This window comes from Streptomyces speibonae (assembly GCF_984686075.1).
In genome coordinates this window covers 154,348-177,605 of the sequence record NZ_OZ480260.1, presented here as the reverse complement: position 1 = coordinate 177,605, position 23,258 = coordinate 154,348, and the positions used below count along the sequence as shown (strand labels likewise).

Genomic DNA, 23,258 nt, shown 5'->3' with positions numbered 1-23,258 from the left:
CCCGACAGGCAACGTTCGCCCCGTCGCGACGCCCGGCACGCACTCTCGCCGCACCGGCCGAAAGCCCAAGTACGTCCAGTACGAGGACTTCCGGCCGACACGCCGAGAGCACGCACCGGACGCCGCTCCTTGACGGGCAAACGTTGCCTGCCGCGGCACTAGTCCACCAGGGCGGCGTACAGGGGCGTGCCGAGCAGGACGGCGGGCCCGGCGTCCGGGGCACCGGGCACGTGCCACAGGCGCTTCGCGACGAACTCCACCCGCTGGGCGGGGCCGGGCATGAGCTCGTGGGCCCGGTGCACGGCCCGCGCGGCCGCCGGCGTTCCCGTCCGGGCGGGCCGTCCTCCTCGGCGGAGATCATCCCGACCAGCGCCTGGATCTGCGGGTCACGGGCGAGTCCGGCGAGCAGCGAGGGAGTCAGGGAGCGGGACGGCCCCCTCTCCGACGCCGGCGGTGCTCCCAGTACGTGATGGGAGGAACCGCCCAGCCCCACCACCGTACGGACGCTCGACCCGCCGAACCACACCAGGCTCGCGTCCGCGGGGAACGGGCCCCACCGCAGCCGCAGCACCCCGCGGAAGAACCGCTTGGGATCGTCCACCGTCCCGAGTTCCTCCTGCTCCTCGAGGAAGCGCACCAGCCGCTCGAGCCGCGGGCCGCGCTCCTCCTCCCCGGCATCCTCGACGACGCGCTTGCCGCCCACGACCTTGAGGCTGACGTTCACCTCGGTGGTGCGCTTCCGGCGGGGGGCCGGATCGATCTGCGCCAGCAGCATGTCGACCTTGCTGTCACTCACATACAGGTAGTAGCGCAACGACACCGACTGCTCCCGCCTCCCCACGGCCCTGCACGACGCGCCCATTATCGCGGCACGACCCCGGCTTACCGACAACCGTGCGATCAGCACCCGGCGCGGCGGCGGCCCTGACGCGGGTTCAGAACCCTTGGGTGATCACCTCGGTGATGTGCGGGGACAGCGCGCGGAGGAAGTCGGGTGCGTCGAAGATGTCACCGGCGGAGGCGACACCCATCGCACGGGTGCGGCCCGTCAGTATGCGGTCGACTGCCTCCACCGCGAGCGGTGCCGTGACGGCGTAGATGTCCCGGCCGCTCGCCACCGCACGCCGTTCCCGCGTGCCCGCACGGACGACCGCGTCGACGAGGAAGGTCTGCGCGGACCGTCCGGACGCGTCGGCCGCGACCGGTGCCGGGGTGTCGGGGGCCGCGATGTCCCGGGCCGCCTCGGCCGCCATGTAGGTGCGCACGTCGGGGATGGACAGATGGCTGGGGACGGTGACGACATCGGCCATCGTGAACTCCCCGATGACGGTCCGGGGACCCGTCGGTGCGGGGAACGGCCAGTCCAGCGTGGGCAGATCGTCCTGGTGGTACTCCAGCCGCCCGTCCCTGAACCGGACGTTGCGGCCCTCCCGACGCTCCCGGGAGACCGCGCCCGCCGCGCGCGTCCCGGCGGTGGGGTGCCACCTGCTCAGCCCGTAGGCGATGTGCGCCGAGTCGGCTGCCGTCCAGTCACCCATCGCCGTGGTGATCAGCAGGTCGCCGAGGCCGCCGAAGAAGGCCATCGCCGGAACGATCAACGCTCCGGCCTCCCGCGCCCGGTCGGCGAAGCGGGTGAAGGTGTCGGCGACCGCCTCGATCTCCGCCGCCACGTCCACATACGGGATCCCGGCCCGCAGGGCCGTCTCGATCAGCGGGGCGGCCGTCGCGGCGAAGGGCCCGGCACAGTTGATCACGGCCGCCGCACCGGCCACCGCCTCGTCGAGCGCGGCGGGGTCGTCGACCGAGGCGGGGCGGGCGGCCGGCCCGGTCGCGCCGGCCGACGCCTTCAACTTGTCGGCATCGCGACCCGACAGCACCGGGAGGTACCCCCGCTTGTGCAGCTCCGCCACGACGAACCGTCCGGTGTGTCCGTACGCTCCGTACACCGCGATCCTGGTCCCCGATGTCATAGGTGCTTCCCTCGCCGTCGCTCTCGTGATCCGTTCCGCCCTGTCGCGACCATCGTGGCCGGGTGCCGCCGCCCCGTACGAGTGTCCGGAACGACATGCCCCGTACACTTCCGGACGTGGACACTGTCGCGCTGGCCGTCACGGACGGGATGCTGCACTTCGAGCTGGGCATGGCGTACGAGGTCTTCGGCTCCGCCCCGGACGGCGTGGCGGGTCCTTGGTACCGGCTCACGGTCTGCGGGCCGGGCCCGGTGCGAGCCGGCCGGTTCCTGCTCGAACCCGACCAGGGACTCGACGGGCTCGCCCGTGCCGACACCGTGATCATCCCGGGCTGGGCCGACATCGACGAGGTCCCGTCCGCCGAGCTGCTCGAGGCGGTGCGCGCGGCCCACGAGGCGGGCGCACGCCTCGTCTCCCTGTGCACCGGCGCCTTCGTGCTGGCCGCCGCCGGTCTGCTGGACGGGCTGCGCGCGACGACGCACTGGGCCCATGCGCGGGCCCTGGCCGACCGCCATCCGACGGTCGAGGTGGACCCGGACGTCCTCTACGTGGACAACGGCAGCGTGCTCACCTCCGCGGGCAAGGCCGCCGCCATGGACCTGTGCCTGCACCTCATCCGCCTCGACCGGGGCTCGGTCACCGCCAACGCCGCCGCCCGTCGCCTGGTCGTGCCACCGCACCGGGACGGCGGCCAGGCCCAGTTCATCACGGCCCCCATGCCCGCCCCGGACCGTCACCCCCTCGCCGAACTGCTGCCCTGGGCGCTCGAACGGCTCGACCAGCCGCTGACGGTGGAGGACCTGGCCCGCCGCGCACGGATGAGCTCGCGCCAGCTGGGCCGCCACTTCAAGGCCGCCACCGGAACCACCCCGCTGCAGTGGCTGCTCACCCAACGCATCCGGCGTGCCCAGGAGTTGCTGGAAACCACCGATGCGAGCGTGGACGCCGTCGCCGCCGCCACCGGCATGGGCACCGCCACCACGCTGCGCCGGCACTTCAACCGCGTGGTCGGTCTGCCCCCGCACACCTACCGCCGCACCTTCCGCACCCGGAACGGCTCGCGCCGCGACGCCGGCGTCCGCGCGTAGACGTCCGCAGGACCACGGGCGGCGGGACTCGGCTTCTCTCGTGGCGGGTCACGGGCGCGGGGGAGAAGGTGGGAGGGAGCGCAACGGGAGGTGCGATGGGCGGTCCGGTCGTGGTGGGAGTGGACGGCTCGGCGTCGAGCCTTGCCGCGGTGCGGGCGGCCGCCTGGGAGGCGCACTGGCGCGGGACGCGGTTGCGGCTGGTGCACGCCATCGCCTGGAGCGAGCTGCACCCCCTCGGCCCGCTGTCGCTCGGCCCGACCGAGAGGGCGCTGCGCGACGTGGGCGAGCCCTTGCTGACCGAGGCGGAGGAGCGGGCGAAAGCGGCGGTCCCGGGCGTGGACGTCTCGCGCACCGTGGTGACGGGAGATCCCATGGCCGTGCTGGAGGCCCAGTCGCACGACGCGGCACTCGTGGTCGTCGGATCGCGGGGCCGGGGCGGCTTCGTCGGGCTGCTGGTGGGCTCGACGGGGGTGCACCTGTCGGCGCACGCCCGGTGCCCCGTACTCGTCGTGCGGGGCCGGGAGGAGGCCACGGGACCGGTGCTGCTGGGCGTCGACGGCTCCTCGGCGAGTGCCGGGGCGGTCGGCTTCGCCTTCGCCGAGGCGGCGCTGCGGGGCGCCGACATCGTCGCCGTGCACTGCCGGTCCGTGCGGGACGCGCCGCCGCCCGCGCCGCACGAGGAGAGCCTGCCGGCGGAGGCCGTCGCCGGCCGGCAGGAGCAGTACCCGGGCGTGCGGGTGCGGCGCGAGGTCGTCCGGGGCGGGGCCCGCGAGACGCTGATCGAGGCGAGCCGCGAGGCCCGGTTGCTGGTGGTGGGTGCCCGGGGACGCGGCGGGTTCACCGGCATGCTGCTCGGCTCGGTCAGCCAGGCCATGCTGCATCACGCGCACTGCCCCGTCGCGGTGGTCAGGGGCGCCCACGCCGGTTCCTGACGCCGGCGCCCCGGCTCAGACCAGCGCGGCGACCAGTACGGCGAAGGCCGCGACGATGACGGCGACACGGACGTAGTGATAGCGGTCCCAGCGCCGCATCTGCTCCTTCCAGTCGGCGGGCCGGTTCTCCGGGGTCCATGTCCTGCCGCGGTTGTTGATCGGGACGAGCAGCACCAGCGACATGATCACGCTGAGGACCAGCAGCGCGCCGGCGGTGACGACGAGACCGGTGCCCTGCTCGTCGCTGCCTCCGACGACGGCCCAGACCGCGACGAGGACGACCGAGGTGATGTACCAGACCGGCATCACGGCGCCGAGCATCCGGCCCCCGTGGGCGCGGCCGAGCTGGCCACTGTCCTCGGGGAGTGCGCCGAGGATGCGGTTCATGACGAAGGCGACGGAGAACTCCACCCCCACCATCACCCCGACGACCACGGTGGTGAACACCTGGAGCGTGTTGAGCATGATGATCCCCCTCCTGGAATCTAGCGCTGCTAGCAGATGAGGCAACGCTAGTACTGCTGCCGCTCGATTGTCTAGCAGTGCTAGAATCGCGCCATGTCGGTACAGGAGCGCAAGCAGCGCGAACGGGCGGAACGTGAACGCCTCATCGTGGCGACGGCACGTGAACTCGCGGAGCGGCACGGCTGGGAGGCGGTCACCACCCGCCGGCTCGCCGAGCGCATCGAATACAGCCAGCCCGTGCTCTACAGTCATTTCCGCGGCAAACGCGAGATCATCGGAGCCGTCGCCCTCGAGGGTGCCGCCGAGATGGCCGCGGCGCTGCGGGCGGCGGCCGGCGCCGCGGACGGCCCGCGCGAGCGGGTCACCGCCCTCGCCCGCACCTACCTCGACTTCGCCGAACGCAACCCGGCGGTCTACGACGCCCTGTTCCGGCTCGACGGCGGTCTGGCGTTCGCGGACGAGGCCACCCCGGAGCCGCTGAAGGAGGGCTTCGCGGCCCTGCTGGACAGCCTCGGCGAGGTCGCCGGGGACGGCGTGGACCTGGGTCTGTTCACCGAGACCTTCTGGGCGGCGCTGCACGGACTGGCCACCCTCACCCGGGCGCGGCGACTGCCGCCGGAACACACCGAGCGCAGGGTGGAACTACTGGTGGACCGCCTCACCACGGTCTGACGCACCGCACTCGGGGCGCACTTCACTCGGGTGCGTCGCGGCCTCAGGCGGTGGCTTCGACCAGCCGCTTTATGCCGGGCTCGTCGGTCACACAGCCCACCAGGCCGAGGGCCCGGGCGAGCGCCAGGTCGCGGTCGTCGTTGACGGTCCAGGCCATGACCTCGATGCCGGCCGCGGTGCATTTGTCCACGATGGCGCGGTTCAGCTGCCGCAGGTCCACGCTGACGAGGCGCGCACCGGACTGCTGCGCACGGTCGACGAACGTGTCGCGGTGCGCGGAGGCGCCGGCGACCAGCACGGTGCGGGCCTGCGGCAGCAGGGCGCGGATCTCGATGAGCGCCGACTCGTGGAAGGACAGTACGGACACGCGGCCCAGCAGGTCGCGCTCGGTGAGGACCTTGGCGAGCGACCGTGCGGCCGCCACGTCCTTGATCTCGGCCTGGATCGGCAGGGCCGGCCCGATCGCGTCCAGCACCTCCCCGAACGTGGGGATGCGCTCGCCGAGGCCGGCGTCGAGCTCCTTGAGCTGCTTCAGCTCCTGGTCCGCGATCGGGCCGGAGCCGTCCGTCGTACGGTCCAGGGTGTCGTCGTGCATGACGACCAGCTCGCCGTCCCTGCTCAGGTGCAGGTCCAGTTCGATGCCGTCCAGCCCTTCGCGCTCGGCCCGCAGGAAGGAGCGCAGCGTGTTCTCCGGCTCGGCGGCCATGACACCGCGGTGGCCGATGGTGAAGAAAGACACTCGGTTGCCGTCCTTGAGTGGGGTGGTCCGGGGCGGCCCCACGAGGGCCGTGCCCCGTCGCTGAAGCGATCAAGCCTAACGGGCCCGCACGCCCGCGCCCTCGGCCCACCGGACCAACGAACGGAGTGAGTACTCACTCATTGACGGAGTGAGTACTCACTCCGTACCCTGCATCGCATGACGGATCCCAAGGCACAACCGACGGCAGAGCCCACGACAGAGCCCCGGGAGAGCCGGGCCATCCGCCGCCGCGCCCCCGGCATGTCACCGGAGCGGCGCCGCGAAATGATCATCCAGACCGCGATTCCCCTGATCGCCGAGTACGGTGCCGCGGTGACGACGGCGAAGATCGCCCGCGCCGCCGGTATCGGCGAGGGAACGATCTTCCGGGTCTTCGCCGACAAGGACGAGCTGCTGCAGGCCTGCGTGGCCAAGGCGCTCTCCCCGGACGACGCGGTCCGCGAGCTGGACGCCATCGACGTGTCCCAGCCGCTGGCCGGCCGGCTGACGGAAGCAGCCGAGGCACTGCAGGCGCACATGGCGCGGATGGGCGCGATCGTCGGTGCCCTTGGGCACCGCGGCGGCAAGCACCCCGGCACGGTGCGCGGCGCCGGCCGCCACGAGTCGACGACCCGGATCCGCGGCGCCCTCGTGGAACTGCTGGAACCCGACAAGGCGGCCCTGCGCCGGCCGCCGGAGCAGATCGCGGCCCTCTTCTTCGGGCTGCTCTTCGTCCAGCCGCGTACGGACGACGAGCCCGACCTCACCTCACAGGAGCTGGTGGAGGTCTTCCTTCACGGGGCACTCTCGGGAGGCGCCGCATGAGCACGCCCACACGGACGAGCACGCCCGCACGGCTGAGCACGTGCACCCGGCGCCTGCGGGTCACCGTCCTGTCCGTCCTGGCCCCCGTCCTGGTGTGGCTGGTCACGGACCCCCTGCTGGGACACCGGCTCACCATCGACGACGGCGAGGAGACGCTCGACATCACCGCCGTGCCCGTGGCGGTCGTCGCGCTGCTGGCGTCGCTGGCCGGCTGGGCCCTGCTGGCGGCACTGGAACGCTTCGGTCCGCGCCACGCCCGAGCGGTCTGGGCCGTGACGGCCGGTGCCGTACTGGCCGCGTCCTTTCTGCCGCTCACCGGCGACGACATGGACGCCGGCACCCGGGTCGCCCTCGCCCTGATGCACCTGGCGGTGGCGGCGGTACTGATCCCCGGTCTGCGCGCCGGCCGCCCCGTGACGTCGGACAGCGCTCCCGCCGGGTGATCGAACCGGATCGCTGCGGTCGGGTCGGGAAGGGGTCCGGCCCGGCAGGGTTGTCGTCGAAAGGAGGCCTCATGATCTCGGCACTGAACCGGCTCGTCGATCTCGTCGAGAAGCACCTCGCCGAGGAGCCCGACATCCGCAGGCTGGCCGCGGACGTCGGTACGACCGAGTACCACCTGCGCCGGATGTTCTCCTCGCTGGCGGGCATGCCGCTGTCGGAGTACGTGCGGCGGCGCCGTATGACCGTCGCCGCCGCCGACGTGGTCCGGGGCGAGGACGATCTGCTGAGCACCGCCGTCCGGCACGGATACGGCTCGGCCGAGGCGTTCGGGCGCGCGTTCCGTGCCGTCCACGGCGCCGGCCCCGGTGACGTGCGCCGCGACGGAGGCCCCCTGCGTACACAGCCACAGCTCAGGTTCCACCTGACCGTCGAAGGGAGCATCCCCATGGACACCCGCCTCATCGAGCGCCCCGCGTTCCGGCTCGTCGGACACGCGACCCGGGTTCCGCTCATCCACCGGGGCGTCAACCCGCACATCCAGCAGCACATCGCCGCACTGCCGCATGAGGAGCATGCCCGGCTCAAGGCCCTCTGCGACACCGAACCGGCGGGACTGCTGCAGGTGAGCGACGACGTCGACCCCGACGGCACCGAGGGCAGCGAACTGACCTACCTGCACGGGGTCGCCGTCTCCGGGGACACGCCCGCCGCCGACGGCCTCGACGCCATCGAGGTGACGGCCGGCAAGTGGGCGGTCTTCCGCACCTCCGGACCGCATCCCCAGGCCTTGCAGTCGACCTGGGCCGCGACCGCGAGCGAGTGGTTCCCGTCCAACCCGTGGCGCCTGCGGCCGGGCCCTTCGATGGTCGCCGTCCTCGAGCACGCGGACGACTTCAGCACCGCGACGTGCGAACTCTGGCTGCCCGTGGAACCGGCGTGACGCACGGCGGTCCTTGAGAAGTTCTTTTGAGGCAGAGCCTTGAGGAAGAGCCGTGGGGGAGAGCCTCGAGGAGGCGGACGGCGCATCGCGTGAGCAGCCGTCCGCCACGCGCTCAGAGGAAGACGCGCGCCAGCTCCAGCCACTTCTGCGCGTCCTCGCCCGTCGCCGTCAGATCGGTCTCGAACCAAGGGCGGCGCCGGGTGACACAGAGGCAGAAGTCCATGGCACTGCCCCGTACCCGTTGGGCGGCGGCCTCGGGACCCCACGCCCAGATCTGCCCGTCAGGTGCTGTCAGCTCGACGCGGAAGGGGGCCGACGGCTCGGGCAGGCCGACGGCGGCGAACGACAGCGCCCGTCCCAGCACCCCCAGGAGGGCGACGTGCCGCAGCCGGTCGGTCGGGGGGCGCGCCGCGCCCATGGCATCGAAGACATCCTGTCCGTGGGCCCAGGTCTCCATCAGACGCAGGGGTGCCATGAGGGCCGGGGTGATCTCCGACATGTACCAGGGGGATGCGTGGTCCCACGGCGTGTCACGCAGTGCCGCGGCGAGCTCCGCTCGGCCGGTCCGCCATTCGTCCAGGAGGGCCGAGCGGGGTTTGGCCGCTCCCTCGGCGGCGGCCTTGTCGGCGTACCGGCTGCCTTCGGCTTCCGCGCGTACGAGTTCGGCGCCGAACGCGTCCGGAGTGCGCAAGGCCCTGAGCGCGTTGGCGTCCGACCATGCGAGGTGGGCCATCTGGTGGGCGACCGTCCACCCCGGTGCCGGCGTGGGGAGAGACCAGTCGTCCAGTGCCGTGACCAGGGCGTCGAGATCGTCGCCCTCGGCCAGCAGCGCGTCCAGGACGCCGTCGTCCGTATCGGGGACGGCGAGGTTGTAGTTCACCATGTGCGCCATGCTGCGCTCTTCCGCGAGCGTCGGGGGCGGCAGACGTGCAGGTGGGCCCCGATGCCGCCGGAGTCTGCCCACGCGTCTGCCCTCCGGGCACGAGGACGCCCCCCGAGTGCTCCACGGGCGGCCGGCGCGTCGGACTTTCAGTTCGCCAGTGCGGGGGCGCCTTCCATGGCCAGCAGGGCGAGCCGGTCGGCGTCCTCGCTGCCGGGTTCGGCGGTGTAGACCATGAGGCGCAGATCGCTGCCGGCGACGCTGAGGACGTCGCAGTCGAGCGTCAGGGCGCCGACCCCGGGGTGGTCGATGATCTTGCGGCCGGCCTGATGGGTGCCCGGGGGGCCCGACACCCACAGCTCGTCGAAGAGCCGGCTGCGGCGGCGCAGCTCGGCGATGAGGGAGTGCAGGTGCGTGTCGTCGGGATACCGCCCCGCTGTGCGTCGTAGGTCGGCGACCAGGGACTCCTGCAGCGACCTGCTGGATTCGGGTGTGTGACGCACGCGGTGGTGGGGGTTGAGGAAGCCGCGCCACACGGCGTTGAGGTCCTGCCCCTCCCAATCCCCCATCAGTGCCACGTAGAGCGGATTGGCCAGCAACTGGGTCCACGCCGCGTCGAAGACGGCGACGGGTGTGCCGGTGAGGCGGTCCAGCATGCGGTGCACGCTCGGCGGGATGTCTCCCGGCACTCGGCCTGGCCCCCGGTCGGCCAGCCCGGCGAGGTCGAAGAGGTGGGCGCGTTCGTCCGGGGTGAGCCGCAGCGCCCGGGCCAGGGCTTCGACGATGTGCGGCGAGGGGTGCGCGGCGCGCCCCTGTTCCAGGCGGGTGATGTAGTCGGCGGAGACACCGGCCAGCTGGGACAGTTCCTCGCGCCGCAGCCCCGCCGCTCGTCGTCGTCCGCCCGACGGCAGCCCGACGGCCTGCGGGGAGACACGGTCCCGCCAGTGGCGCAGAGCGGTGCCGAGTGCTGTGGTCGCCATGGCGACGAGTCTGGCACGAGCCGGTTTTCCCTGGTACCGACGGTCCTAGGAAACTGCTTGTGCTGGCTGACGACGCGCGTCGCGCCGATGCTGGAACACGGGACGGGACGGAGCCCGCCCACCGGGGCCGGCCGCGGGCCCGTGCCCGTGGGCCGGCGCTCCGCCGCACCGTCCCGCCTGCGCCGCCCGTCGTGACGGCCGGGGCGCGCCGGCCCCTCCGCATCCGTCACGTCGCCGCGGCGCACACCGCATCCGCAGACCGGCCGTGCGGGAACCCCGCGTCCGGGTCAGCCGAAAGGAACATCACGCATGCGCAAGCTCGCTCTGGTCACCGGTGCCACCTCGGGCATCGGCAAGGCGTTCGCCGAACGTCTCGCCGCGGACGGCTACGACCTGATACTCGTCGGCCGCCGTGAGGACCGTCTGAAGGAGTTCGCCGAGAGCCACCCCGATGTGGCGGTGCGCACGGTCGCCGCCGATCTGGCCACCGGCGAGGGCGTCGACACCGTCGCCGGCCTCTGTGCCGCCGAACCGCTGACCATGCTGGTCAACAACGCGGGCGTGGCCCACTACATGCCGCTCGCCGACCTGCCGGCGGACAAGGCCCGCGAACTCCTGCATGTGAAGGTCGTCGCCCCGACCCTGCTGACCCGCGCCGCCGTCGCCGGTATGCAGGAGCGCGGCCACGGACAGATCGTCAACGTGGCCGGCATGATCGCGTTCAGCGGTCCCGCCCCCGCGTCGGTGATGCCGCGCCGCGCCGTCTACGCCGGCACCCTGGCCCACCTCGTCGCCATGTCGCAGACGCTCAGCGCCGAGCTGGAGGGGACCGGAGTGCAGGTCGAGGTGCTGTGCCCGGGCGTCGTCGCCACCGAGTTCCACGAGCGTCAGGGCATGGACCTCAGCGCCGTACCCCGCATGACGGCCGCGGACGTCGTCACCGCGGGCCTGCGGGGCCTCGAACTGGGCGAAGTGGTCTGTGCGCCGGGTGTCGAGGACCGGGGACTGCTCGACGCGGTCTTCGAGGCCGATCTGGCGGCCTTCGGCGGCCAGAGCCCCGAACTCGCCTCCCGCTACCGCGGCTGACCGCCCGGCCGCCGAGCGGGCCGGCCGCGGGCCCGTGGCGGTACGGCCTGCCCCGGGGCCGGGCGGCCGGTGTGTCATATCGCCACGCCGCGCAGCGCCTGGTCGACCAGGCGCTCGGCGAGCGACGCGTCGAGCGGCACCTTCAGCACGAGCAACCGGTGGTAACAGGCCCCCCACAGCTGGTCGACGATGATGTCGAGGTCGGCGTCCTCGCGCAGCTGGCCCTGCCGCTGAGCGGTGCGCAGGCGTACCCGGGCGAGTTCGCGGCGGGGCAGCGAATAGCTCTCCGACCAGGCGCGGGCGAGGTCGGGATCCATCTGGGCGGCGCCGATGAGCTCGAGCACGGGCTTGCCCGCACCCTCGTCCGTCAGATAGCGGATGAACGATCCGAGCTGGGTGATCAGATCCGCGCGCAGATCACCGGTGTCGGGAAAGCCCAGCACCGGGCTGCTCGTCGCGAAGTAGGCCTCGGCGGCGAGGGCGCCCGGCGACGGCCACCACTTGTAGAGGGTCATCTTGCTCGATCCGGCCTCCGTGGCGACGCGGTCGAACGTGACGGCTCGCAGCCCCTCGTTCAGCAGGATGCGCCCGGCGGCCTCCAGCACCCCGGCCCGCACCTCCGCCGCGGGCCGACGGCCTCGTCCCCGGCGCGCGGTCGGCTTCTCGGACATGGGCGACTCCTTTGTGGACTGCTTGTACATTTCCGTGTACCGTAATTAGTGGACAGTTAGTCCATATCATACGGAGGTTCGGATCATGACAAGCAACACGGGACGCGTCGCGATCGTCACCGGTGGATCCGGCGGTATCGGCAGGGCGAGCGTCGAGCGCCTGGCCGCCGACGGGTTCTCCGTCGTCGTGCACTACGCGGGCTCCAAGGAGCGCGCGGAGGAGACGGTGAACGCCCTGACCCGCGCCGGTGTGCGAGCCGTCGCCGCGGGCGGCGACGTCGCGGACAAGGAGGCGATGACGGAACTCTTCGACATCGCGGAACGCGAGTTCGGCGGAGTCGACGTGGTCGTCCACACGGCGGGCATCATGCCCCTCGCCCCTCTGGCGCAGATGGACCTGGACACCTTCGACCGGGTCCAGCGCACCAACGTGCGAGGCACGTTCGTCGTCGACCAGCTCGCCGCGCAGCGCCTGCGCGAAGGCGGAGCGATCATCAACTTCTCCACGTCCGTGACCCGCCTTCAGTTCCCCGGCTACGGAGCCTACGCGGCGTCCAAGGGCGCGGTCGAGGCGATGACCCTCATCCTCGCCCGGGAGCTGAGGGGCAGGGACATCACGGTCAACGCCGTGGCCCCCGGCCCGACCGCGACGCCCCTGTTCCTCGAGGGCAAGAGCGAGGAGCAGGTCAATCAGATCGCCGGCGCGAACCCGATGGAGCGGTTGGGCTCTCCCGAGGACATCGCCGAGACGGTGGCCTTCCTCGCCGGCCCCGCCCGCTGGGTGAACGGCCAGGTGATCCACACCAACGGCGGAATGGCCTGAGGGGCGGCCGCGGAGAAGAGGGGGACGACCATGTCGACCGTACTGATCACGGGATCTTCCACCGGCATCGGCCGCCGGACCGCGGAGACGCTCGCCGCCGCCGGACACACCGTGTACGCGACGATGCGCGACCCCGGCCGCCGCGATGCCGACGCCGCGTCCGAACTCGAGTCCCTGGCCCGCCACCACGGCTGGAAGCTGCGGGTCACCGAACTGGACGTGACGTCGCAGGCGTCGGCGGACGCCGCGGTCCGCCGCGTACTCGACACGACCGACGGGCTCGACACCGTCGTGCACAACGCGGGACACCTCCTCATCGGATATGTCGAGGCGTTCACCGACGACGACGTGAGTCATCTGCTCGACATCAACACCGTCGGCGCACACCGGGTGAACCGCGCGGTGCTGCCCCACCTGCGGGAGCGCGGGTCCGGCACGCTGCTCTACGTCGGCAGCACCATCCTGGTGACCGCCCCGCCGTTCCTCGGCCCCTATGTGGCATCGAAGGCCGCGTTCGACGCGCTCGCCGTGGTCACCTCCTACGAGGTGTCGCAGTTCGGCATCGAGACAGCGATCGTGATGCCCGGAGCCATCCCCCGCGGGACGAACCACTTCCCGGGAGCCGGCCGAGCGAGCGACGAGCAGGTGACCGCCCGGTACACCGAACTGGACCCGCTCGTCGCCCGCACCCACGACGCGCACGAGAAGCTCTTCGCGCCGGGCAGGGAACCCCACCCGCAGGGCGTCGCCGACGAGATCGAGCGCATCCTCGCCCTCCCGGCCGGCACCAGGCCCTTCCGTTCCGTGGTGGATGCGGCCGAGGCCGGCGTGGACCATGTCATGGCCTTCAGCGATCTGACCCGCGAGGCCTACGTACGACGCCTCGGCTTCGCCGGGACACTGGAGGTCAAGCGATGAACGCCGGGTCGCGCAACCGCACCGGACACCCCCGACGGCCACTGCGCGCGGCGGTTGGCGCGCTGTCGGGCGGTGTTCTGTCCCTCGGGCTGCTGCTGAGCGGCTGCTCCGGCTCGTCCGGGGAGCCGGACCGGCCGAGGGCACAGCTGCCCACGACCGCGACCCCGCGGTCGGGCGGCGACGTCGCCACGCTCGGCACTCCCACCGAGCTGACCACGGGACTCGACGCGCCGTGGGGACTGACCTTCCTGCCCGACGGCTCGGCCCTGGTGTCGGAACGGATCACCGGCGAGATCCTGCGCATACCCGCCGGCGGAGGGCAGGCGCAGGCGGTCGGCGTCGTCCCGGACGTCAACGCCACCTCGGAGGGCGGACTGCTCGGCATCGTCGCCTCACCCGGCTTCGCCGACGACCGCACCGTCTACGCCTCGGTGTCCGGTGCGCGGGAGAACCGCATCGTCGCGCTGACGATCGCTCAGGAGTACGACTCCCTCACCGTCGACCGGGTCCTGCTCGACGGCATCCGGACCGCCGACCGTCATCACGGCGGACGGATCGAGATCGGGCCGGACGGCCACCTCTGGATCGGCACCGGCGACGCCTTCGAGCCCGAGAACGCCGCGGACGACACCTCCCTCAACGGCAAGATCCTGCGCATCGCGGTGGACGGCTCCGTACCCGAGGACAATCCGGGGGACTCGCCGGTCTACTCCAGCGGGCACCGCAATGTGCAGGGCATCGCGTTCGGGCCGGACGGCACCGCGTACGCCTCCGAACTGGGGCACCGCACCTGGGACGAGGTGAACGTCCTGCGGGCCGGTGCCGACTACGGGTGGCCGGAGACCGAGGGCACCTCCGGGTCCACCGGCGAGGAACCCATCGCGGTGATCCACCCGGACGACGCCAGCCCTTCCGGCGTCGCCCACGCCGGGGGATCGCTGTGGATCGGCGCCCTCGGCGGACAGCGGCTCTGGCAGCTCCCCGTCGACGGCGGGTCCGCCACCGCCGACCCGATCGCCCACTTCGAGGGCGACTACGGCCGTATCCGCACGGTCGAGGTCGCCCCGGACGGGGCCCTGTGGCTCGTCACGTCCAACACCGACCGTGCCACCTGGGGCGGCACCGAGCCACGCGCCGGCGACGACCGCATCCTCCGCGTCGAGATCGAAGGCCGCTGAGCAGGCCGGGGCCCGGCCGCCCGCCGGAGCGGCGGGCGGCCGCGCCCGCCTGCGCGTGCAACTGTGTTCGGTTTCGGGGGAGTTGGTGTGGCAAGCTGTGATCAGCCGGTCGAGGGCGCCGGGCGGAGGCGGCGGTCGCCGAGGAGGAGCAAGCGATGGCACAGAACGACATCGGCGTCGGCGGTATCGACACCACCAGGCCCCACCCCGCGCGGATCTACGACTACCTGCTGGGCGGCAAGGACAACTACGAGGTGGACCAGCAGGCGGGCGACGCCCTCGTCGCGGTCGCCCCCGAGGCACGCATCGGCGTACGGGCCAACCGGGCCTTCCTGCAGCGCGCCGTGCGGTACGTCGTCGGCAGCGGCGTCCGCCAGATCCTGGACATCGGCACCGGCCTGCCCACCTCACCGAACGTGCACGAGACCGCCCACGAGGCGGCACCGGACGTGCGCGTCGCGTATGTCGACAACGACCCGATCGTGAAGGTGCACGCCGACGCGCTGCTGACCGGCTCCGGCGAGACCAGTGTGGCGCTCGCCGATCTGCGCGACCCGCGGAGCGTCGTCGACCACCCGGACGTCCGCCAGGTCATCGACTTGAACCGGCCGGTCGCGCTTCTGCTGGTCGCCGTCCTGCACTTCCTCACCGACGCGGAGAAGCCCGGGCAGCTGGTGGCCGACCTGCGTGAGGCCTTGCCCCCGGGCAGCTTCCTGGTGCTCTCGCACGCCACGGGGGACTTCGCCGTCCGCAGTGAGGCCGAGGCCGTCTACAACAGAGCCACCGCGTCGTTGAACCTGCGTTCCCGTGCCCAGGTCGAGCAGTTCTTCGGCGGCTTCGAACTGGTCGAACCCGGCCTGGTCCAGGTCCCGTTCTGGCGCCCGGACGGCACACCGCCGGAGGGATCGGCCGAGATCGGCTTCTACGGGGGAGTGGCCCGCCGGAACGGCTGAGCGCACGACCGGCCGAGCCGGGAGGACCCCGGCTCGGCCGTGATGTGACATCGCCGTACCGCTGGTCAGATGGCCTGACCGACGGGGCGGATGGTCAGCGTGTTGAGGTCGACGCCCGCCGGCTGGTCGAGGGCGAAGCAGACGGCCTCGGCGACGGGCTGGGGCGACAGGGCGGTGGGGGGCACGTCGCCCTGCCAGAAGGCGGTGTCGACCACGCCCGGATTGACGAGCGTGACACCGACACCGCGGGTCGTGGCGTGGGCCCGCAGGTTCTCGGCGAGTCCGGTGACGGCCCACTTGGTGGCCGAGTAGAGGTTGGCCGGAGGGTTCTTCAGCCCGACGACGCTGCCGATGAGGACCAGTCGCCCGCCGGAGGACTCGAGGTGGGGCAGCGCCGCGTGGGCCAGCAGGGCGGGGCCGAGGACGTTGGTGAGGACCATGGACGGCCACTGCGCCGGGTCGCCCGCCCCGACGAGGCCGCCGGAGGCGAATCCGGCATTGGCCACCGCCGCGTCGAGCCCACCGAAGTGCTCCACGGTGCGGGACACCGCCGACTGGGTGGCCTGCCAGTCCGCCGCGTCCGCGACGAGACCCAGCAGCCGGTCGGAGGGGCCGGACGCGTCGAGAAAGGTCTTCAGCTTCGTCTCGTCGCGTCCGGTGACCGCCACGCGGTGGCCGCGGCCGAGGAGCGAGCGCGCGGTGTGGGCGCCGACGCCGCTGGTCCCGCCGGTGATCATTACGGTCTTGCTGGTCATGGTTGTCTTTCCCGGGTTCTGTGAACGATGGGTTGAGTGGTCGACTCCACCGAACCGCCGGCGCCGCGGGTGAGGAAGCCCGCGTCTGTGGGGGGTACAAGCTCGACCTCCCTCCGTGGCGGCTGCTGGCTAGCATGGGGAGGCATGACCTCCCGATCCGGTGACCGCGCCGGCAACCGTTTCGACATCCGGGACTTCCTGGTGAGCCGGCGTGCCCGGCTCACTCCTGAGCGGGTCGGGCTGCCCAGCAGCGGTCGGCGCCGGGTTCCGGGGCTGCGGCGTGAGGAGGTCGCCGTTCTCGCCGGCGTGAGCACCGAGTGGTACACGCGGCTGGAGAAGGGCCATATCGGCGGGGTTTCCGAGGAGGTGCTGGACGCGGTCGCCCAGGCACTGGACCTCGATGAGGACGAACGCACCTACCTGTTCGATCTTGCCAGGGCGGCCCGTCCCGCCCGCAGTGGTCCGCCCCGCCGCAAGGACGCCGAGGTCCAGCCCTCCGTCCAGTGGATGCTCGACTCCATGACGATGTCCGCCGCCTTCGTGCGCAACGGCCGCTCGGACATCATCGCCAGTAACGCGCTGTTCCGGGTCGTGTGTGCGCCGATGTTCGACAGTCCCACCTGCGGTGAGCGGGGCCGGCCCAACTTCCCCCGCTACTTCTTCCTCGACCCGGCCGCGCCGGACTTCTTCGTCGACTGGGAGGCCGGCGCGAAGACCTCCGTCGCGCTGCTGCGCGCCGAGGCGGGGCGTGCGCCCCACGACCGGGCCCTGCGCGAGCTGATCGGTGAATTGTCCACGCTCAGCCCCATGTTCCGCACGCTGTGGGCTCAGCACGACGTCCGCGTGCGCCACGACGGCGTCAAGCGGCTGCGGCACCCCGAGGCCGGTGACCTGGAGTTCACCTACCGCTCGCTGAGTCTGCCCGTCTCCGACCGGGTGGTGCACGACGTGATCGTCTACACCGCCGAGCCGGGCACCACCTCGGAGGAGCGGCTCAAGCTCCTCGCCAGCTGGGCGGCCACCCGCACGCCCGCCACGGAGCACACCGGGCAGCCCCGCTAGGCACGCCGCGGACGCGGGCCGGCACGGGCGGACACATGCGCGGGGATCACGTCGATGTGGGCCGGCCGGATCCCGAGTCGGCGGCGAACCGCTGGTGCCCTATGACCGACAGCAGGTCGAGCTTGCCGTGGCTCTCCGTACCGGGGCGCGTGGTCATCACCAGCAGGGCCTGTGCGCGGTTGTCGGAGAACAGGACCTGACAGTCGACCTCGATGCGGCCGAGCGCCGGGTGGAGCAGCGTCTTGCGGTCCTCGAAGCGCTGGGTGACCTCGTGCCGCGCCCACACGCGCACGAACTCCGGGCTGTGTTCGCGCAGTTCGGCGACGATGCGCGCCGCCCTGCGCTGACTGCCGTCGGCGGTCAGCGCGGCCCTGAGCGCGGCTGCCTGGATCCGGCTCTGCTTCGGATGGTCCTCTTCCGGGTAGTGCGTCCGCTCCGTCGGGTCGGTGAACCAGCGGTAGTAGGCGCTCCGCGCCAGACCCTCGTAGCGGGTCTGGTCGCCGAGCAGGGCCACCGCGAGCGCGTTCTGGGCCAAGGTGTCACCGACGTCGGACACCACCAGAGCCGGGGAGTCCACACTGTCCAGCACACGCATCAAGGCCGGGCTGACGTGGTCGGACCGTTGGAAGCGGGCCGGAGTGCTGTGGCCCGCCAGACGGAAGAGATGGTCCCGCTCGTCCAGGGTGAGACGCAGCGCGCGGGCGAGCGCGGCGGTCATCTGCTCGGAGGGCTGAGGGCTGCGCCGTTGTTCAAGGCGCGCGTAGTAGTCGGTGGACATGCCGGCGAGCCCGGCGACCTCTTCGCGGCGCAGTCCCGGGGTGCGCCGGCGTGGACCGCCGGCCAGACCGACGTCCTCGGGGCGCAAAGTTTCACGCCGCCGCCGCAGGAAGTCCGCCAGTTCCGCTCTGTCCATGCTCCCATGATGGCCGCCGCCCGCCCGGCCATCCAGGGACCGCCGATCCATGGATGAACGCTCCGCTTTTCCGCCGCCCGCCCACGACCCCACTGTGGAGGCGCGGGGCAATCCCGCTTCCGCGCCGAAGAACGAAGGAGACCCTCCCATGAGGACCACGGGAAACACGATTCTGATCACGGGCGGTACGTCGGGCATCGGTCTCGGGCTGGCTCTGCGGTTCCTCGAGAGCGGCAACAGCGTGATCGTCGCGGGCCGGCGCAAGGAACTGCTCGACCGGATCCGGGCCGATCACCCGGGCATCGACACGCTCGTCCTCGACGTCGCCGACCCCGCGTCGGTCGACCGGGCCCGCGAGACGGTGACCCGCACCCACCCCGGCCTGAACGTCCTGGTCAACAACGCGGGCATCATGCTGCGCGAGAACCTCCTCGACGAGGACTGGCTGCGCGTCGCCGAGGACACGGTCACCACGAACCTGCTCGGCCCGGTCCGGATGCTCCACGCCTTCCTGCCGCATCTGACGGCGCGGGAGGACGCGGCCGTCATCAATGTCAGCTCCGGTCTGGCCTTCGTGCCCCTGCCGATCACGCCCACCTACAACGCCACCAAGGCCGCCGTCCACTCGTTCACCGAAAGCCTGCGGGTCCAGCTCGCCGGCACATCCGTCCAGGTGATCGAGCTGGTCCCGCCCGCCGTGCGCACCACCCTGATGGGACAGCAGGACAGCGAGCACGCCATGCCGGTGGACGACTTCCTCACCCAGACCATGTCCCTCCTGCGCACCCAGCCCGACGCCACGGAGATCCTCGTCGACAACGTCAAGTTCCTGCGCCACGCCACGGCCGAGGGCACCTACGACGACGTCCTCGCCACGCTCAGCGCGTACTGACCCGCCACCCCCCTTACGGCTGCTACAGCTCGAACTCGACGTGCTCGATGTCCGTGAGGCGGACCTCCTCCAGCTGCCCCGCGCGGCGGCCGCCGTCCTGGAAGTACACCTCGCGCAGCGCGTCGGCCGCGATCTGCCGGAGCTGCTGGTCGCCCGCGCCGGCCTCCTGGGCGTCGAACAGGCGGGCGGCGTGCTGCGGGGGCAGGGCGACGGTCAGGTGCCGGACGCGGGCCTCGTCCGTCGATCCGATCGGGGCGGTGTAACCCAGGCGGGCGCGGGTGTCGATGACGATGCCGTCGGTGGTGGCCGCCCGCTGCCGGGCACGGGCCCGGATCTGCGGCTGCCACCGCTTCTTCACCTCACGCTCCAGGCGGGCGGCGAGGTCCGGGCGGGGCTTCCTGATCTGGTTCTTCACATACCGTTCGACCGTGCGCTGGGAGATCCGCAGCATCTGGGCGACCGCGCGGGTGCCCTTCATCTGCCGGACCAGGTACCGCATCTGCGCGGGCGCGCTCTTGGGCGCCGGGCGGGTGAACGCCTTCTGCACCGCGGCGTCCAGGCCGTCCCCGAACAGGCTCATCGTCGCCTTCCCCTACTCTCCGCCGTCGACGTCGGTGACGGTGCCGTCCTTGATGTACCGGGCGAGGTTGAGGTCCGGCGCGTCGAACCGCTCGCGGACCTCCTCGCCCCACAGCACGCTCTGCGTGCCCTCGTGCTTGACCAGTCCGGGGTTGACGCCCAGCTTGAAGCCGCCGGGCAGCGGCTTGCCGTCCCGGTAGGGGAGGAAGTCCAGCGGCGAGGGCCCGCCGGCCGCGTAGACGACGCAGTCGGACAGAATGGCCACGGGGTACTGCCCGGTGAACGCCGCATGCTTGACGATCTTGCGGTGCAGGTTGACGCGGGTGCGGGAGATGACCGCCGCGCGGATGTCCGGCCGCCACGTGGGACGGGCCAGGGCACGCCACGGCTGCCCGGGCCTCCAGCCCTCGCCCCTGGGCCGCTCGCGGAGCTTGCCCAGACCGCCCTTGACCGTCGCCTTGATCGCCGAGACGACGAGGCCCAGCTCCGGGTCCCGGTCCCGGTAGCCGTCCATCGCGGCGAGGAAGTCGGGCGGGGAGAGGTCGGCATGGACGCCGAGGTCGGCCATCGTGGCGAGGTAGGCGTCGCGCAGCCGCTGGTACCAGGCGTCCAGGTAGCGCCCGTTCTCGTACCGGACGTACGCCTCGGCCGGGCGCACCTCGTAGCCGAGCTCCACCGCATAGGCGACGGTGGGCGTCGCGTACCAGGCCGTCCCCTGTGGACGCTCGCCCTTCGGCGTGAACGGAGAGGGCAGCAGATTCGCGTCGAGCCGCACCCACCGGTCCTTGCCCACCTTCACCCTCGACAGGTCGACGTGGGACAGGTCCACCAGCCAGGAGCCCGGCAGCTTGGGGTCGAACGCGGGGTTCCTGACGTGCGTGGGCGCTCCGAGGCCGACGACCAGGCCGTTGGCCCCCGCCGCGAAGGCCATGTTCACGTCGATGCCGACGAGGTGGCGCACGGTGCACTCGGCGTCGGTCATCGGCCGCGCCCAGTCGTACGCCTCCTCGAACAGCTTCTCCGCCGGCCCCCGGACATGGAAGCGGGGCACGTCCTTGAGCAGCGGGTGGCCGTCCGGCGCCTCGCACGGCGCGCAGTCCACCGGGTCCCTGCCCAGGCTGCCGGGATTGTGCTCCGGGTGCCGCTTGCCGTCGGCGTCGCGCACGGACGCGCGGGTCGGCGGGTGCAGCGCGGTCATCAGCTCCAGGCCGGTCACGGCGGTCGAGCCGCGCGGCGTCAACACCCTCGAGGCGTACACCCCCAGCACGCGGGCGAGTTCGGCCGGCGGAAGCTGTGCGGCGTGGCCCCAGTGGCGGGCGTCAAGGGCGTGCCAGGAGGGGATGCACAGTTGCACGCAGGCCCGTTCCGAACCGGTCGCGGGGCGGTAGATCCGCGCCCACGGTCCGAAGCCGCGCTTGGTCAGCTGCCACTTCGCGCGCGTCAGCTGCTTGACGACCTTGTGGCCGGCCGGTAGCCGGCCCGCGAGCCGCTCCTCGTCCGTGAGCGCTGTCGGCAGGCCGTAGCGCTTCAGCGCGCCCCCGGTGAGCACGAGCAGGGGATCGCCGTCCTTGCCGGGCCCGGTGAGCCGCGGCTGTCCCAGCCCTGCCTCGCGCAGCGTCCAGTCCACCAGGGCCGGGAGGCTGGTGGCCGGCACGTCCAGGACCACACCGCCGGCGCAGTACGCCAGCACCTGGCCGTCCTCGACGTCGACGACGGCCAACGGCCCGTTCTCGAAACGCGGTTCGGCGCCGCCCGCCGGAGCGGGCTCCATGGCGGCGGGCTCCGGGACGGGCTCGCTCTCGAGCGTCTCGGCAACGGCCGTGTCCTCCGAGGACGCCGCCGCCTGCGCCTGGGGGTCGGCGGGGTAGAGCTCCGCGAGCTGCCGCAGCAACCGGGCGTAGGCCTCACGCTCCGGGCCGCGCGGTTCGGTCGTCCTCTTCACCGACTCCCAGCCGGACACCGTGGCCCGCCGCACCTTCAGCGCGGCGGCGACCTCGTCCAGCGTGAGACCGTGCGCGGTGCGCAGCCGCTTGCGCTCCTCCGCCGACGGCAGCGGGGAACGGGACGCGACCAGCGCGTCGACCGCGTCGAACAACTCGGACATGGAACACCTCCCGGCCGACACCTTATCCACGGACCGTAAGGATGCCGTACGGCCACCGTACGCATCGCGTACGCAAGCGATTTCGACGGGGCTAGGTGATGATCGGGGAGGCGATGACGACGGTGACGTCCGCCCCCTCGGAGCCGGTGCGGTAGACGTGCGGGGCGTCTCCCGCGAAGGCGAGCAGATCGCCGGGACGCAGCTCGGCGGGGGAACCGGCGGGCCCGGCGGTGAGGTGGCCGGAGGAGACGAGCAGGTGCTCGATGGTGCCGGTCGCGTGCGGCACGCCGTCCAGATGCGTTCCGGGCGGCATGCGCAGTCGCCAGATCTCCAGGCTGTTGCCGCTGCTGATACGGCGCAGCAGTTCGCGTCCCACTTCGCCGTCGGCCAGTTCGGTGCCGGGGATGAACACCGGTCCCGGGTCGGTGTCGCGGGCCAGAAGGTCCGTCAGGGGGATCCGCAGGGCGATCGCGAGCGCGTCGAGGGTCTCGATCGTCGGGTTTCCCCGCCCGGCCTCCAGCTTCGACAGTGTGGCCTTGCCCAGCCCGGCCCTGCGGGCCAGCTCGGCACTGCTCATCCCCCGCTGCTCGCGGCGTTGGCGGATCTGCGCACCCACCGCGATCGCGGTGCTGCTGGCGGGCCGGCGCTCCGCCGGCGGCGGCGTCATCACCGCTCCCGGTGGGCGGCGTCGTAGGAGACGCGGACGCGGCCCCTCTTGACCTTCAGCGTCGGCAGTACGACGTCCTCGAGGTCACCGAGGCTGCGCACATGGGTGCCCCCGCACGGAGCCGCGTGCACGTGGGCCAGGTGGACGATGCGCCGTCCCTCTGCGTCGTTCGCCCAGGTCACGGGCAGATCCTCGGCGATGGCCCGGGCGACCATCATCCGCAGGGCCTCGGTGGCCTCCTCCCTGCCCTCCGGAGTGGCCAGGCGGGCGTCGGGCTCCGGCGCGGTGAACTCGATCCTGGCCTGGCCGGGGAAGTGGTTGTTGGCGGCCAGCACCCAGCCCTGCGCCCTTCCGGCCGCCTCGATCAGGTGGCCGGCGGTGTGCAGAGCGGCGTGCGCGAGCCGCGTGGGCAGGTCGACACGGACCTCGACCGGCTGCCCGACCGAGAAGCCCGGCAGCGCGGTCCCCCCGCCGGCCACCGCCACGACGAGCCCGGATTCACGGTCCCGCACCGGGACGATCTCATGGCCGTCCACCCAGCCGCGGTCGGCCGGCTGGCCACCGCCCTGGGGGTGGAACAGACAGTGCTCGACCGCCACCCAGGGCGCGCCGTCACGCTCGCCCACGGCCGCGACCCGGGTCCGGGCCCACTCCTCGTACGTGTCCGCGTGATAGGCGGCGACCTGCATGACACCCTCCCGAAATGATGAACTCTGCGTTCA

26 protein-coding genes and 1 pseudogene are annotated in these 23,258 nt (G+C 72.3%); 13 read left to right on the top strand and 14 right to left on the bottom strand.

From position 1 onward, the window contains the following. Window positions 1-158: 158 nt before the first annotated feature. The 3 genes and pseudogenes from AC5L3C_RS00705 to AC5L3C_RS00695 all read right to left on the bottom strand — a co-directional run bounded on the left by AC5L3C_RS00705 (window position 159) and on the right by AC5L3C_RS00695 (window position 1,970). The gene (locus AC5L3C_RS00705) at window positions 159-281 is read right to left on the bottom strand and encodes a DUF7019 family protein (protein WP_493646289.1); all 123 of its coding nucleotides are present in this window, start codon (window positions 279-281) and stop codon (window positions 159-161) included. Between the two features lie 146 nt (window positions 282-427). Continuing rightward, window positions 428-775 (bottom strand): annotated as a pseudogene (locus AC5L3C_RS00700) (DUF7019 family protein); the annotation flags it as partial. A 160-nt stretch (window positions 776-935) separates the two neighbouring features. Further along, entirely contained in the window at window positions 936-1,970 is a 1,035-nt protein-coding gene (locus tag AC5L3C_RS00695) for a saccharopine dehydrogenase family protein (RefSeq protein WP_125501434.1), read from the bottom strand. Window positions 1,971-2,086: 116 nt separating this feature from the next. Here AC5L3C_RS00695 and AC5L3C_RS00690 point away from each other — a divergent pair, with 116 nt between their 5' ends. Next, on the top strand, window positions 2,087-3,058 hold the full coding sequence (locus AC5L3C_RS00690) for a helix-turn-helix domain-containing protein (RefSeq protein WP_493646288.1): 972 nt from the start codon (window positions 2,087-2,089) through the stop codon (window positions 3,056-3,058). A 95-nt stretch (window positions 3,059-3,153) separates the two neighbouring features. Then, on the top strand, window positions 3,154-3,990 hold the full coding sequence (locus tag AC5L3C_RS00685) for a universal stress protein (RefSeq protein ID WP_125501430.1): 837 nt from the start codon (window positions 3,154-3,156) through the stop codon (window positions 3,988-3,990). A 15-nt stretch (window positions 3,991-4,005) separates the two neighbouring features. Here AC5L3C_RS00685 and AC5L3C_RS00680 read toward each other — a convergent pair whose 3' ends face one another. After that, window positions 4,006-4,455: an anthrone oxygenase family protein gene (locus AC5L3C_RS00680; RefSeq protein WP_493646287.1), complete on the bottom strand. Its 450-nt coding sequence runs from the start codon at window positions 4,453-4,455 to the stop codon at window positions 4,006-4,008. Window positions 4,456-4,548: 93 nt separating this feature from the next. On the opposite strand from AC5L3C_RS00680, the gene AC5L3C_RS00675 reads away from it, so the two are divergent. Beyond that, window positions 4,549-5,127, top strand: a complete 579-nt coding sequence (locus AC5L3C_RS00675) for a TetR/AcrR family transcriptional regulator (RefSeq protein ID WP_493646286.1) — start codon at window positions 4,549-4,551, stop codon at window positions 5,125-5,127. A 43-nt stretch (window positions 5,128-5,170) separates the two neighbouring features. Here AC5L3C_RS00675 and AC5L3C_RS00670 read toward each other — a convergent pair whose 3' ends face one another. Then, window positions 5,171-5,866 (bottom strand): glycerophosphodiester phosphodiesterase, encoded by a 696-nt coding sequence (locus AC5L3C_RS00670; protein WP_493646285.1) that lies wholly within the window; start codon window positions 5,864-5,866, stop codon window positions 5,171-5,173. Window positions 5,867-6,151: 285 nt separating this feature from the next. Between AC5L3C_RS00670 and AC5L3C_RS00665 the strand changes: the two genes are divergently transcribed. The 3 genes from AC5L3C_RS00665 (at window position 6,152) to AC5L3C_RS00655 (ending at window position 8,075) form a co-directional block, all read left to right on the top strand. After that, window positions 6,152-6,691 (top strand): TetR/AcrR family transcriptional regulator, encoded by a 540-nt coding sequence (locus tag AC5L3C_RS00665; protein ID WP_493653706.1) that lies wholly within the window; start codon window positions 6,152-6,154, stop codon window positions 6,689-6,691. Continuing rightward, the gene (locus tag AC5L3C_RS00660) at window positions 6,688-7,134 is read left to right on the top strand and encodes a DUF6069 family protein (protein ID WP_493646284.1); all 447 of its coding nucleotides are present in this window, start codon (window positions 6,688-6,690) and stop codon (window positions 7,132-7,134) included. Before AC5L3C_RS00665 ends, AC5L3C_RS00660 begins: the two co-directional genes overlap by 4 nt. Before the next feature lie 71 nt (window positions 7,135-7,205). Continuing rightward, the gene (locus tag AC5L3C_RS00655; RefSeq protein WP_493646283.1) at window positions 7,206-8,075 is read left to right on the top strand and encodes an AraC family transcriptional regulator; all 870 of its coding nucleotides are present in this window, start codon (window positions 7,206-7,208) and stop codon (window positions 8,073-8,075) included. Window positions 8,076-8,187: 112 nt separating this feature from the next. Here the strand turns inward: AC5L3C_RS00655 and AC5L3C_RS00650 are convergent, their stop codons facing one another. Next, the gene (locus AC5L3C_RS00650) at window positions 8,188-8,967 is read right to left on the bottom strand and encodes a TIGR03084 family metal-binding protein (protein WP_493646282.1); all 780 of its coding nucleotides are present in this window, start codon (window positions 8,965-8,967) and stop codon (window positions 8,188-8,190) included. 137 nt (window positions 8,968-9,104) lie between these two features. After that, window positions 9,105-9,935, bottom strand: a complete 831-nt coding sequence (locus AC5L3C_RS00645; protein WP_493646281.1) for a helix-turn-helix transcriptional regulator — start codon at window positions 9,933-9,935, stop codon at window positions 9,105-9,107. Window positions 9,936-10,244: 309 nt separating this feature from the next. Here AC5L3C_RS00645 and AC5L3C_RS00640 point away from each other — a divergent pair, with 309 nt between their 5' ends. After that, window positions 10,245-11,021 carry an SDR family NAD(P)-dependent oxidoreductase gene (locus tag AC5L3C_RS00640; RefSeq protein WP_493646280.1) on the top strand — a complete coding sequence of 259 codons (777 nt, stop codon included), beginning with the start codon at window positions 10,245-10,247 and terminating at the stop codon, window positions 11,019-11,021. A gap of 74 nt (window positions 11,022-11,095) precedes the next feature. Here AC5L3C_RS00640 and AC5L3C_RS00635 read toward each other — a convergent pair whose 3' ends face one another. Next, complete coding sequence (locus tag AC5L3C_RS00635) at window positions 11,096-11,692, bottom strand: TetR/AcrR family transcriptional regulator (RefSeq protein ID WP_125501413.1); 597 nt, start codon at window positions 11,690-11,692, stop codon at window positions 11,096-11,098. Window positions 11,693-11,777: 85 nt separating this feature from the next. On the opposite strand from AC5L3C_RS00635, the gene AC5L3C_RS00630 reads away from it, so the two are divergent. The 4 genes from AC5L3C_RS00630 to AC5L3C_RS00615 all read left to right on the top strand — a co-directional run bounded on the left by AC5L3C_RS00630 (window position 11,778) and on the right by AC5L3C_RS00615 (window position 15,564). Next, entirely contained in the window at window positions 11,778-12,515 is a 738-nt protein-coding gene (locus AC5L3C_RS00630; RefSeq protein WP_493646279.1) for an SDR family oxidoreductase, read from the top strand. A 30-nt stretch (window positions 12,516-12,545) separates the two neighbouring features. Beyond that, window positions 12,546-13,433, top strand: coding sequence for an SDR family NAD(P)-dependent oxidoreductase (locus AC5L3C_RS00625; RefSeq protein ID WP_493646278.1), 888 nt, complete (start codon window positions 12,546-12,548; stop codon window positions 13,431-13,433). Beyond that, window positions 13,430-14,611, top strand: a complete 1,182-nt coding sequence (locus AC5L3C_RS00620; protein WP_493646277.1) for a PQQ-dependent sugar dehydrogenase — start codon at window positions 13,430-13,432, stop codon at window positions 14,609-14,611. The genes AC5L3C_RS00625 and AC5L3C_RS00620 overlap by 4 nt, the downstream gene beginning before the upstream one ends. A 155-nt stretch (window positions 14,612-14,766) precedes the next feature. After that, the gene (locus AC5L3C_RS00615; protein ID WP_493646276.1) at window positions 14,767-15,564 is read left to right on the top strand and encodes an SAM-dependent methyltransferase; all 798 of its coding nucleotides are present in this window, start codon (window positions 14,767-14,769) and stop codon (window positions 15,562-15,564) included. A 65-nt stretch (window positions 15,565-15,629) separates the two neighbouring features. Here AC5L3C_RS00615 and AC5L3C_RS00610 read toward each other — a convergent pair whose 3' ends face one another. Beyond that, on the bottom strand, window positions 15,630-16,319 hold the full coding sequence (locus tag AC5L3C_RS00610; RefSeq protein ID WP_493646275.1) for an SDR family oxidoreductase: 690 nt from the start codon (window positions 16,317-16,319) through the stop codon (window positions 15,630-15,632). Window positions 16,320-16,463: 144 nt separating this feature from the next. Here AC5L3C_RS00610 and AC5L3C_RS00605 point away from each other — a divergent pair, with 144 nt between their 5' ends. Continuing rightward, window positions 16,464-17,381 (top strand): helix-turn-helix transcriptional regulator, encoded by a 918-nt coding sequence (locus AC5L3C_RS00605; RefSeq protein ID WP_493646274.1) that lies wholly within the window; start codon window positions 16,464-16,466, stop codon window positions 17,379-17,381. Window positions 17,382-17,427: 46 nt separating this feature from the next. Here AC5L3C_RS00605 and AC5L3C_RS00600 read toward each other — a convergent pair whose 3' ends face one another. Beyond that, window positions 17,428-18,294 (bottom strand): helix-turn-helix transcriptional regulator, encoded by an 867-nt coding sequence (locus AC5L3C_RS00600; protein WP_493646273.1) that lies wholly within the window; start codon window positions 18,292-18,294, stop codon window positions 17,428-17,430. Between the two features lie 148 nt (window positions 18,295-18,442). On the opposite strand from AC5L3C_RS00600, the gene AC5L3C_RS00595 reads away from it, so the two are divergent. Next, the gene (locus tag AC5L3C_RS00595; RefSeq protein ID WP_493646272.1) at window positions 18,443-19,186 is read left to right on the top strand and encodes an SDR family oxidoreductase; all 744 of its coding nucleotides are present in this window, start codon (window positions 18,443-18,445) and stop codon (window positions 19,184-19,186) included. A 22-nt stretch (window positions 19,187-19,208) separates the two neighbouring features. Here AC5L3C_RS00595 and tpg read toward each other — a convergent pair whose 3' ends face one another. The 4 genes from tpg to AC5L3C_RS00575 all read right to left on the bottom strand — a co-directional run bounded on the left by tpg (window position 19,209) and on the right by AC5L3C_RS00575 (window position 23,225). Continuing rightward, window positions 19,209-19,766: a telomere-protecting terminal protein Tpg gene (tpg, locus tag AC5L3C_RS00590; RefSeq protein ID WP_493646271.1), complete on the bottom strand. Its 558-nt coding sequence runs from the start codon at window positions 19,764-19,766 to the stop codon at window positions 19,209-19,211. 12 nt (window positions 19,767-19,778) lie between these two features. Then, window positions 19,779-21,869, bottom strand: coding sequence for a telomere-associated protein Tap (tap, locus tag AC5L3C_RS00585; protein ID WP_493646270.1), 2,091 nt, complete (start codon window positions 21,867-21,869; stop codon window positions 19,779-19,781). A 91-nt stretch (window positions 21,870-21,960) separates the two neighbouring features. Beyond that, window positions 21,961-22,536, bottom strand: coding sequence for a helix-turn-helix domain-containing protein (locus tag AC5L3C_RS00580; protein ID WP_493646269.1), 576 nt, complete (start codon window positions 22,534-22,536; stop codon window positions 21,961-21,963). Beyond that, the gene (locus AC5L3C_RS00575) at window positions 22,536-23,225 is read right to left on the bottom strand and encodes an alanyl-tRNA editing protein (RefSeq protein ID WP_125501390.1); all 690 of its coding nucleotides are present in this window, start codon (window positions 23,223-23,225) and stop codon (window positions 22,536-22,538) included. Before AC5L3C_RS00575 ends, AC5L3C_RS00580 begins: the two co-directional genes overlap by 1 nt. Window positions 23,226-23,258 lie beyond the last annotated feature (33 nt).

Coding starts and splice junctions, on each gene's coding strand:
- AC5L3C_RS00705 (WP_493646289.1), bottom strand. CDS start 281: ATGCCCGGCCCCGCCCAGCGGGTGGAGTTCGTCGCGAAGCGCCTGTGG.
- AC5L3C_RS00695 (WP_125501434.1), bottom strand. CDS start 1,970: ATGACATCGGGGACCAGGATCGCGGTGTACGGAGCGTACGGACACACC.
- AC5L3C_RS00685 (WP_125501430.1), top strand. CDS start 3,154: ATGGGCGGTCCGGTCGTGGTGGGAGTGGACGGCTCGGCGTCGAGCCTT.
- AC5L3C_RS00680 (WP_493646287.1), bottom strand. CDS start 4,455: ATGCTCAACACGCTCCAGGTGTTCACCACCGTGGTCGTCGGGGTGATG.
- AC5L3C_RS00675 (WP_493646286.1), top strand. CDS start 4,549: ATGTCGGTACAGGAGCGCAAGCAGCGCGAACGGGCGGAACGTGAACGC.
- AC5L3C_RS00665 (WP_493653706.1), top strand. CDS start 6,152: ATGATCATCCAGACCGCGATTCCCCTGATCGCCGAGTACGGTGCCGCG.
- AC5L3C_RS00660 (WP_493646284.1), top strand. CDS start 6,688: ATGAGCACGCCCACACGGACGAGCACGCCCGCACGGCTGAGCACGTGC.
- AC5L3C_RS00655 (WP_493646283.1), top strand. CDS start 7,206: ATGATCTCGGCACTGAACCGGCTCGTCGATCTCGTCGAGAAGCACCTC.
- AC5L3C_RS00650 (WP_493646282.1), bottom strand. CDS start 8,967: ATGGCGCACATGGTGAACTACAACCTCGCCGTCCCCGATACGGACGAC.
- AC5L3C_RS00645 (WP_493646281.1), bottom strand. CDS start 9,935: ATGGCGACCACAGCACTCGGCACCGCTCTGCGCCACTGGCGGGACCGT.
- AC5L3C_RS00640 (WP_493646280.1), top strand. CDS start 10,245: ATGCGCAAGCTCGCTCTGGTCACCGGTGCCACCTCGGGCATCGGCAAG.
- AC5L3C_RS00635 (WP_125501413.1), bottom strand. CDS start 11,692: ATGTCCGAGAAGCCGACCGCGCGCCGGGGACGAGGCCGTCGGCCCGCG.
- AC5L3C_RS00630 (WP_493646279.1), top strand. CDS start 11,778: ATGACAAGCAACACGGGACGCGTCGCGATCGTCACCGGTGGATCCGGC.
- AC5L3C_RS00625 (WP_493646278.1), top strand. CDS start 12,546: ATGTCGACCGTACTGATCACGGGATCTTCCACCGGCATCGGCCGCCGG.
- AC5L3C_RS00620 (WP_493646277.1), top strand. CDS start 13,430: ATGAACGCCGGGTCGCGCAACCGCACCGGACACCCCCGACGGCCACTG.
- AC5L3C_RS00615 (WP_493646276.1), top strand. CDS start 14,767: ATGGCACAGAACGACATCGGCGTCGGCGGTATCGACACCACCAGGCCC.
- AC5L3C_RS00610 (WP_493646275.1), bottom strand. CDS start 16,319: ATGACCAGCAAGACCGTAATGATCACCGGCGGGACCAGCGGCGTCGGC.
- AC5L3C_RS00605 (WP_493646274.1), top strand. CDS start 16,464: ATGACCTCCCGATCCGGTGACCGCGCCGGCAACCGTTTCGACATCCGG.
- AC5L3C_RS00600 (WP_493646273.1), bottom strand. CDS start 18,294: ATGGACAGAGCGGAACTGGCGGACTTCCTGCGGCGGCGGCGTGAAACT.
- AC5L3C_RS00595 (WP_493646272.1), top strand. CDS start 18,443: ATGAGGACCACGGGAAACACGATTCTGATCACGGGCGGTACGTCGGGC.
- tpg (WP_493646271.1), bottom strand. CDS start 19,766: ATGAGCCTGTTCGGGGACGGCCTGGACGCCGCGGTGCAGAAGGCGTTC.
- tap (WP_493646270.1), bottom strand. CDS start 21,869: ATGTCCGAGTTGTTCGACGCGGTCGACGCGCTGGTCGCGTCCCGTTCC.
- AC5L3C_RS00580 (WP_493646269.1), bottom strand. CDS start 22,536: ATGACGCCGCCGCCGGCGGAGCGCCGGCCCGCCAGCAGCACCGCGATC.
- AC5L3C_RS00575 (WP_125501390.1), bottom strand. CDS start 23,225: ATGCAGGTCGCCGCCTATCACGCGGACACGTACGAGGAGTGGGCCCGG.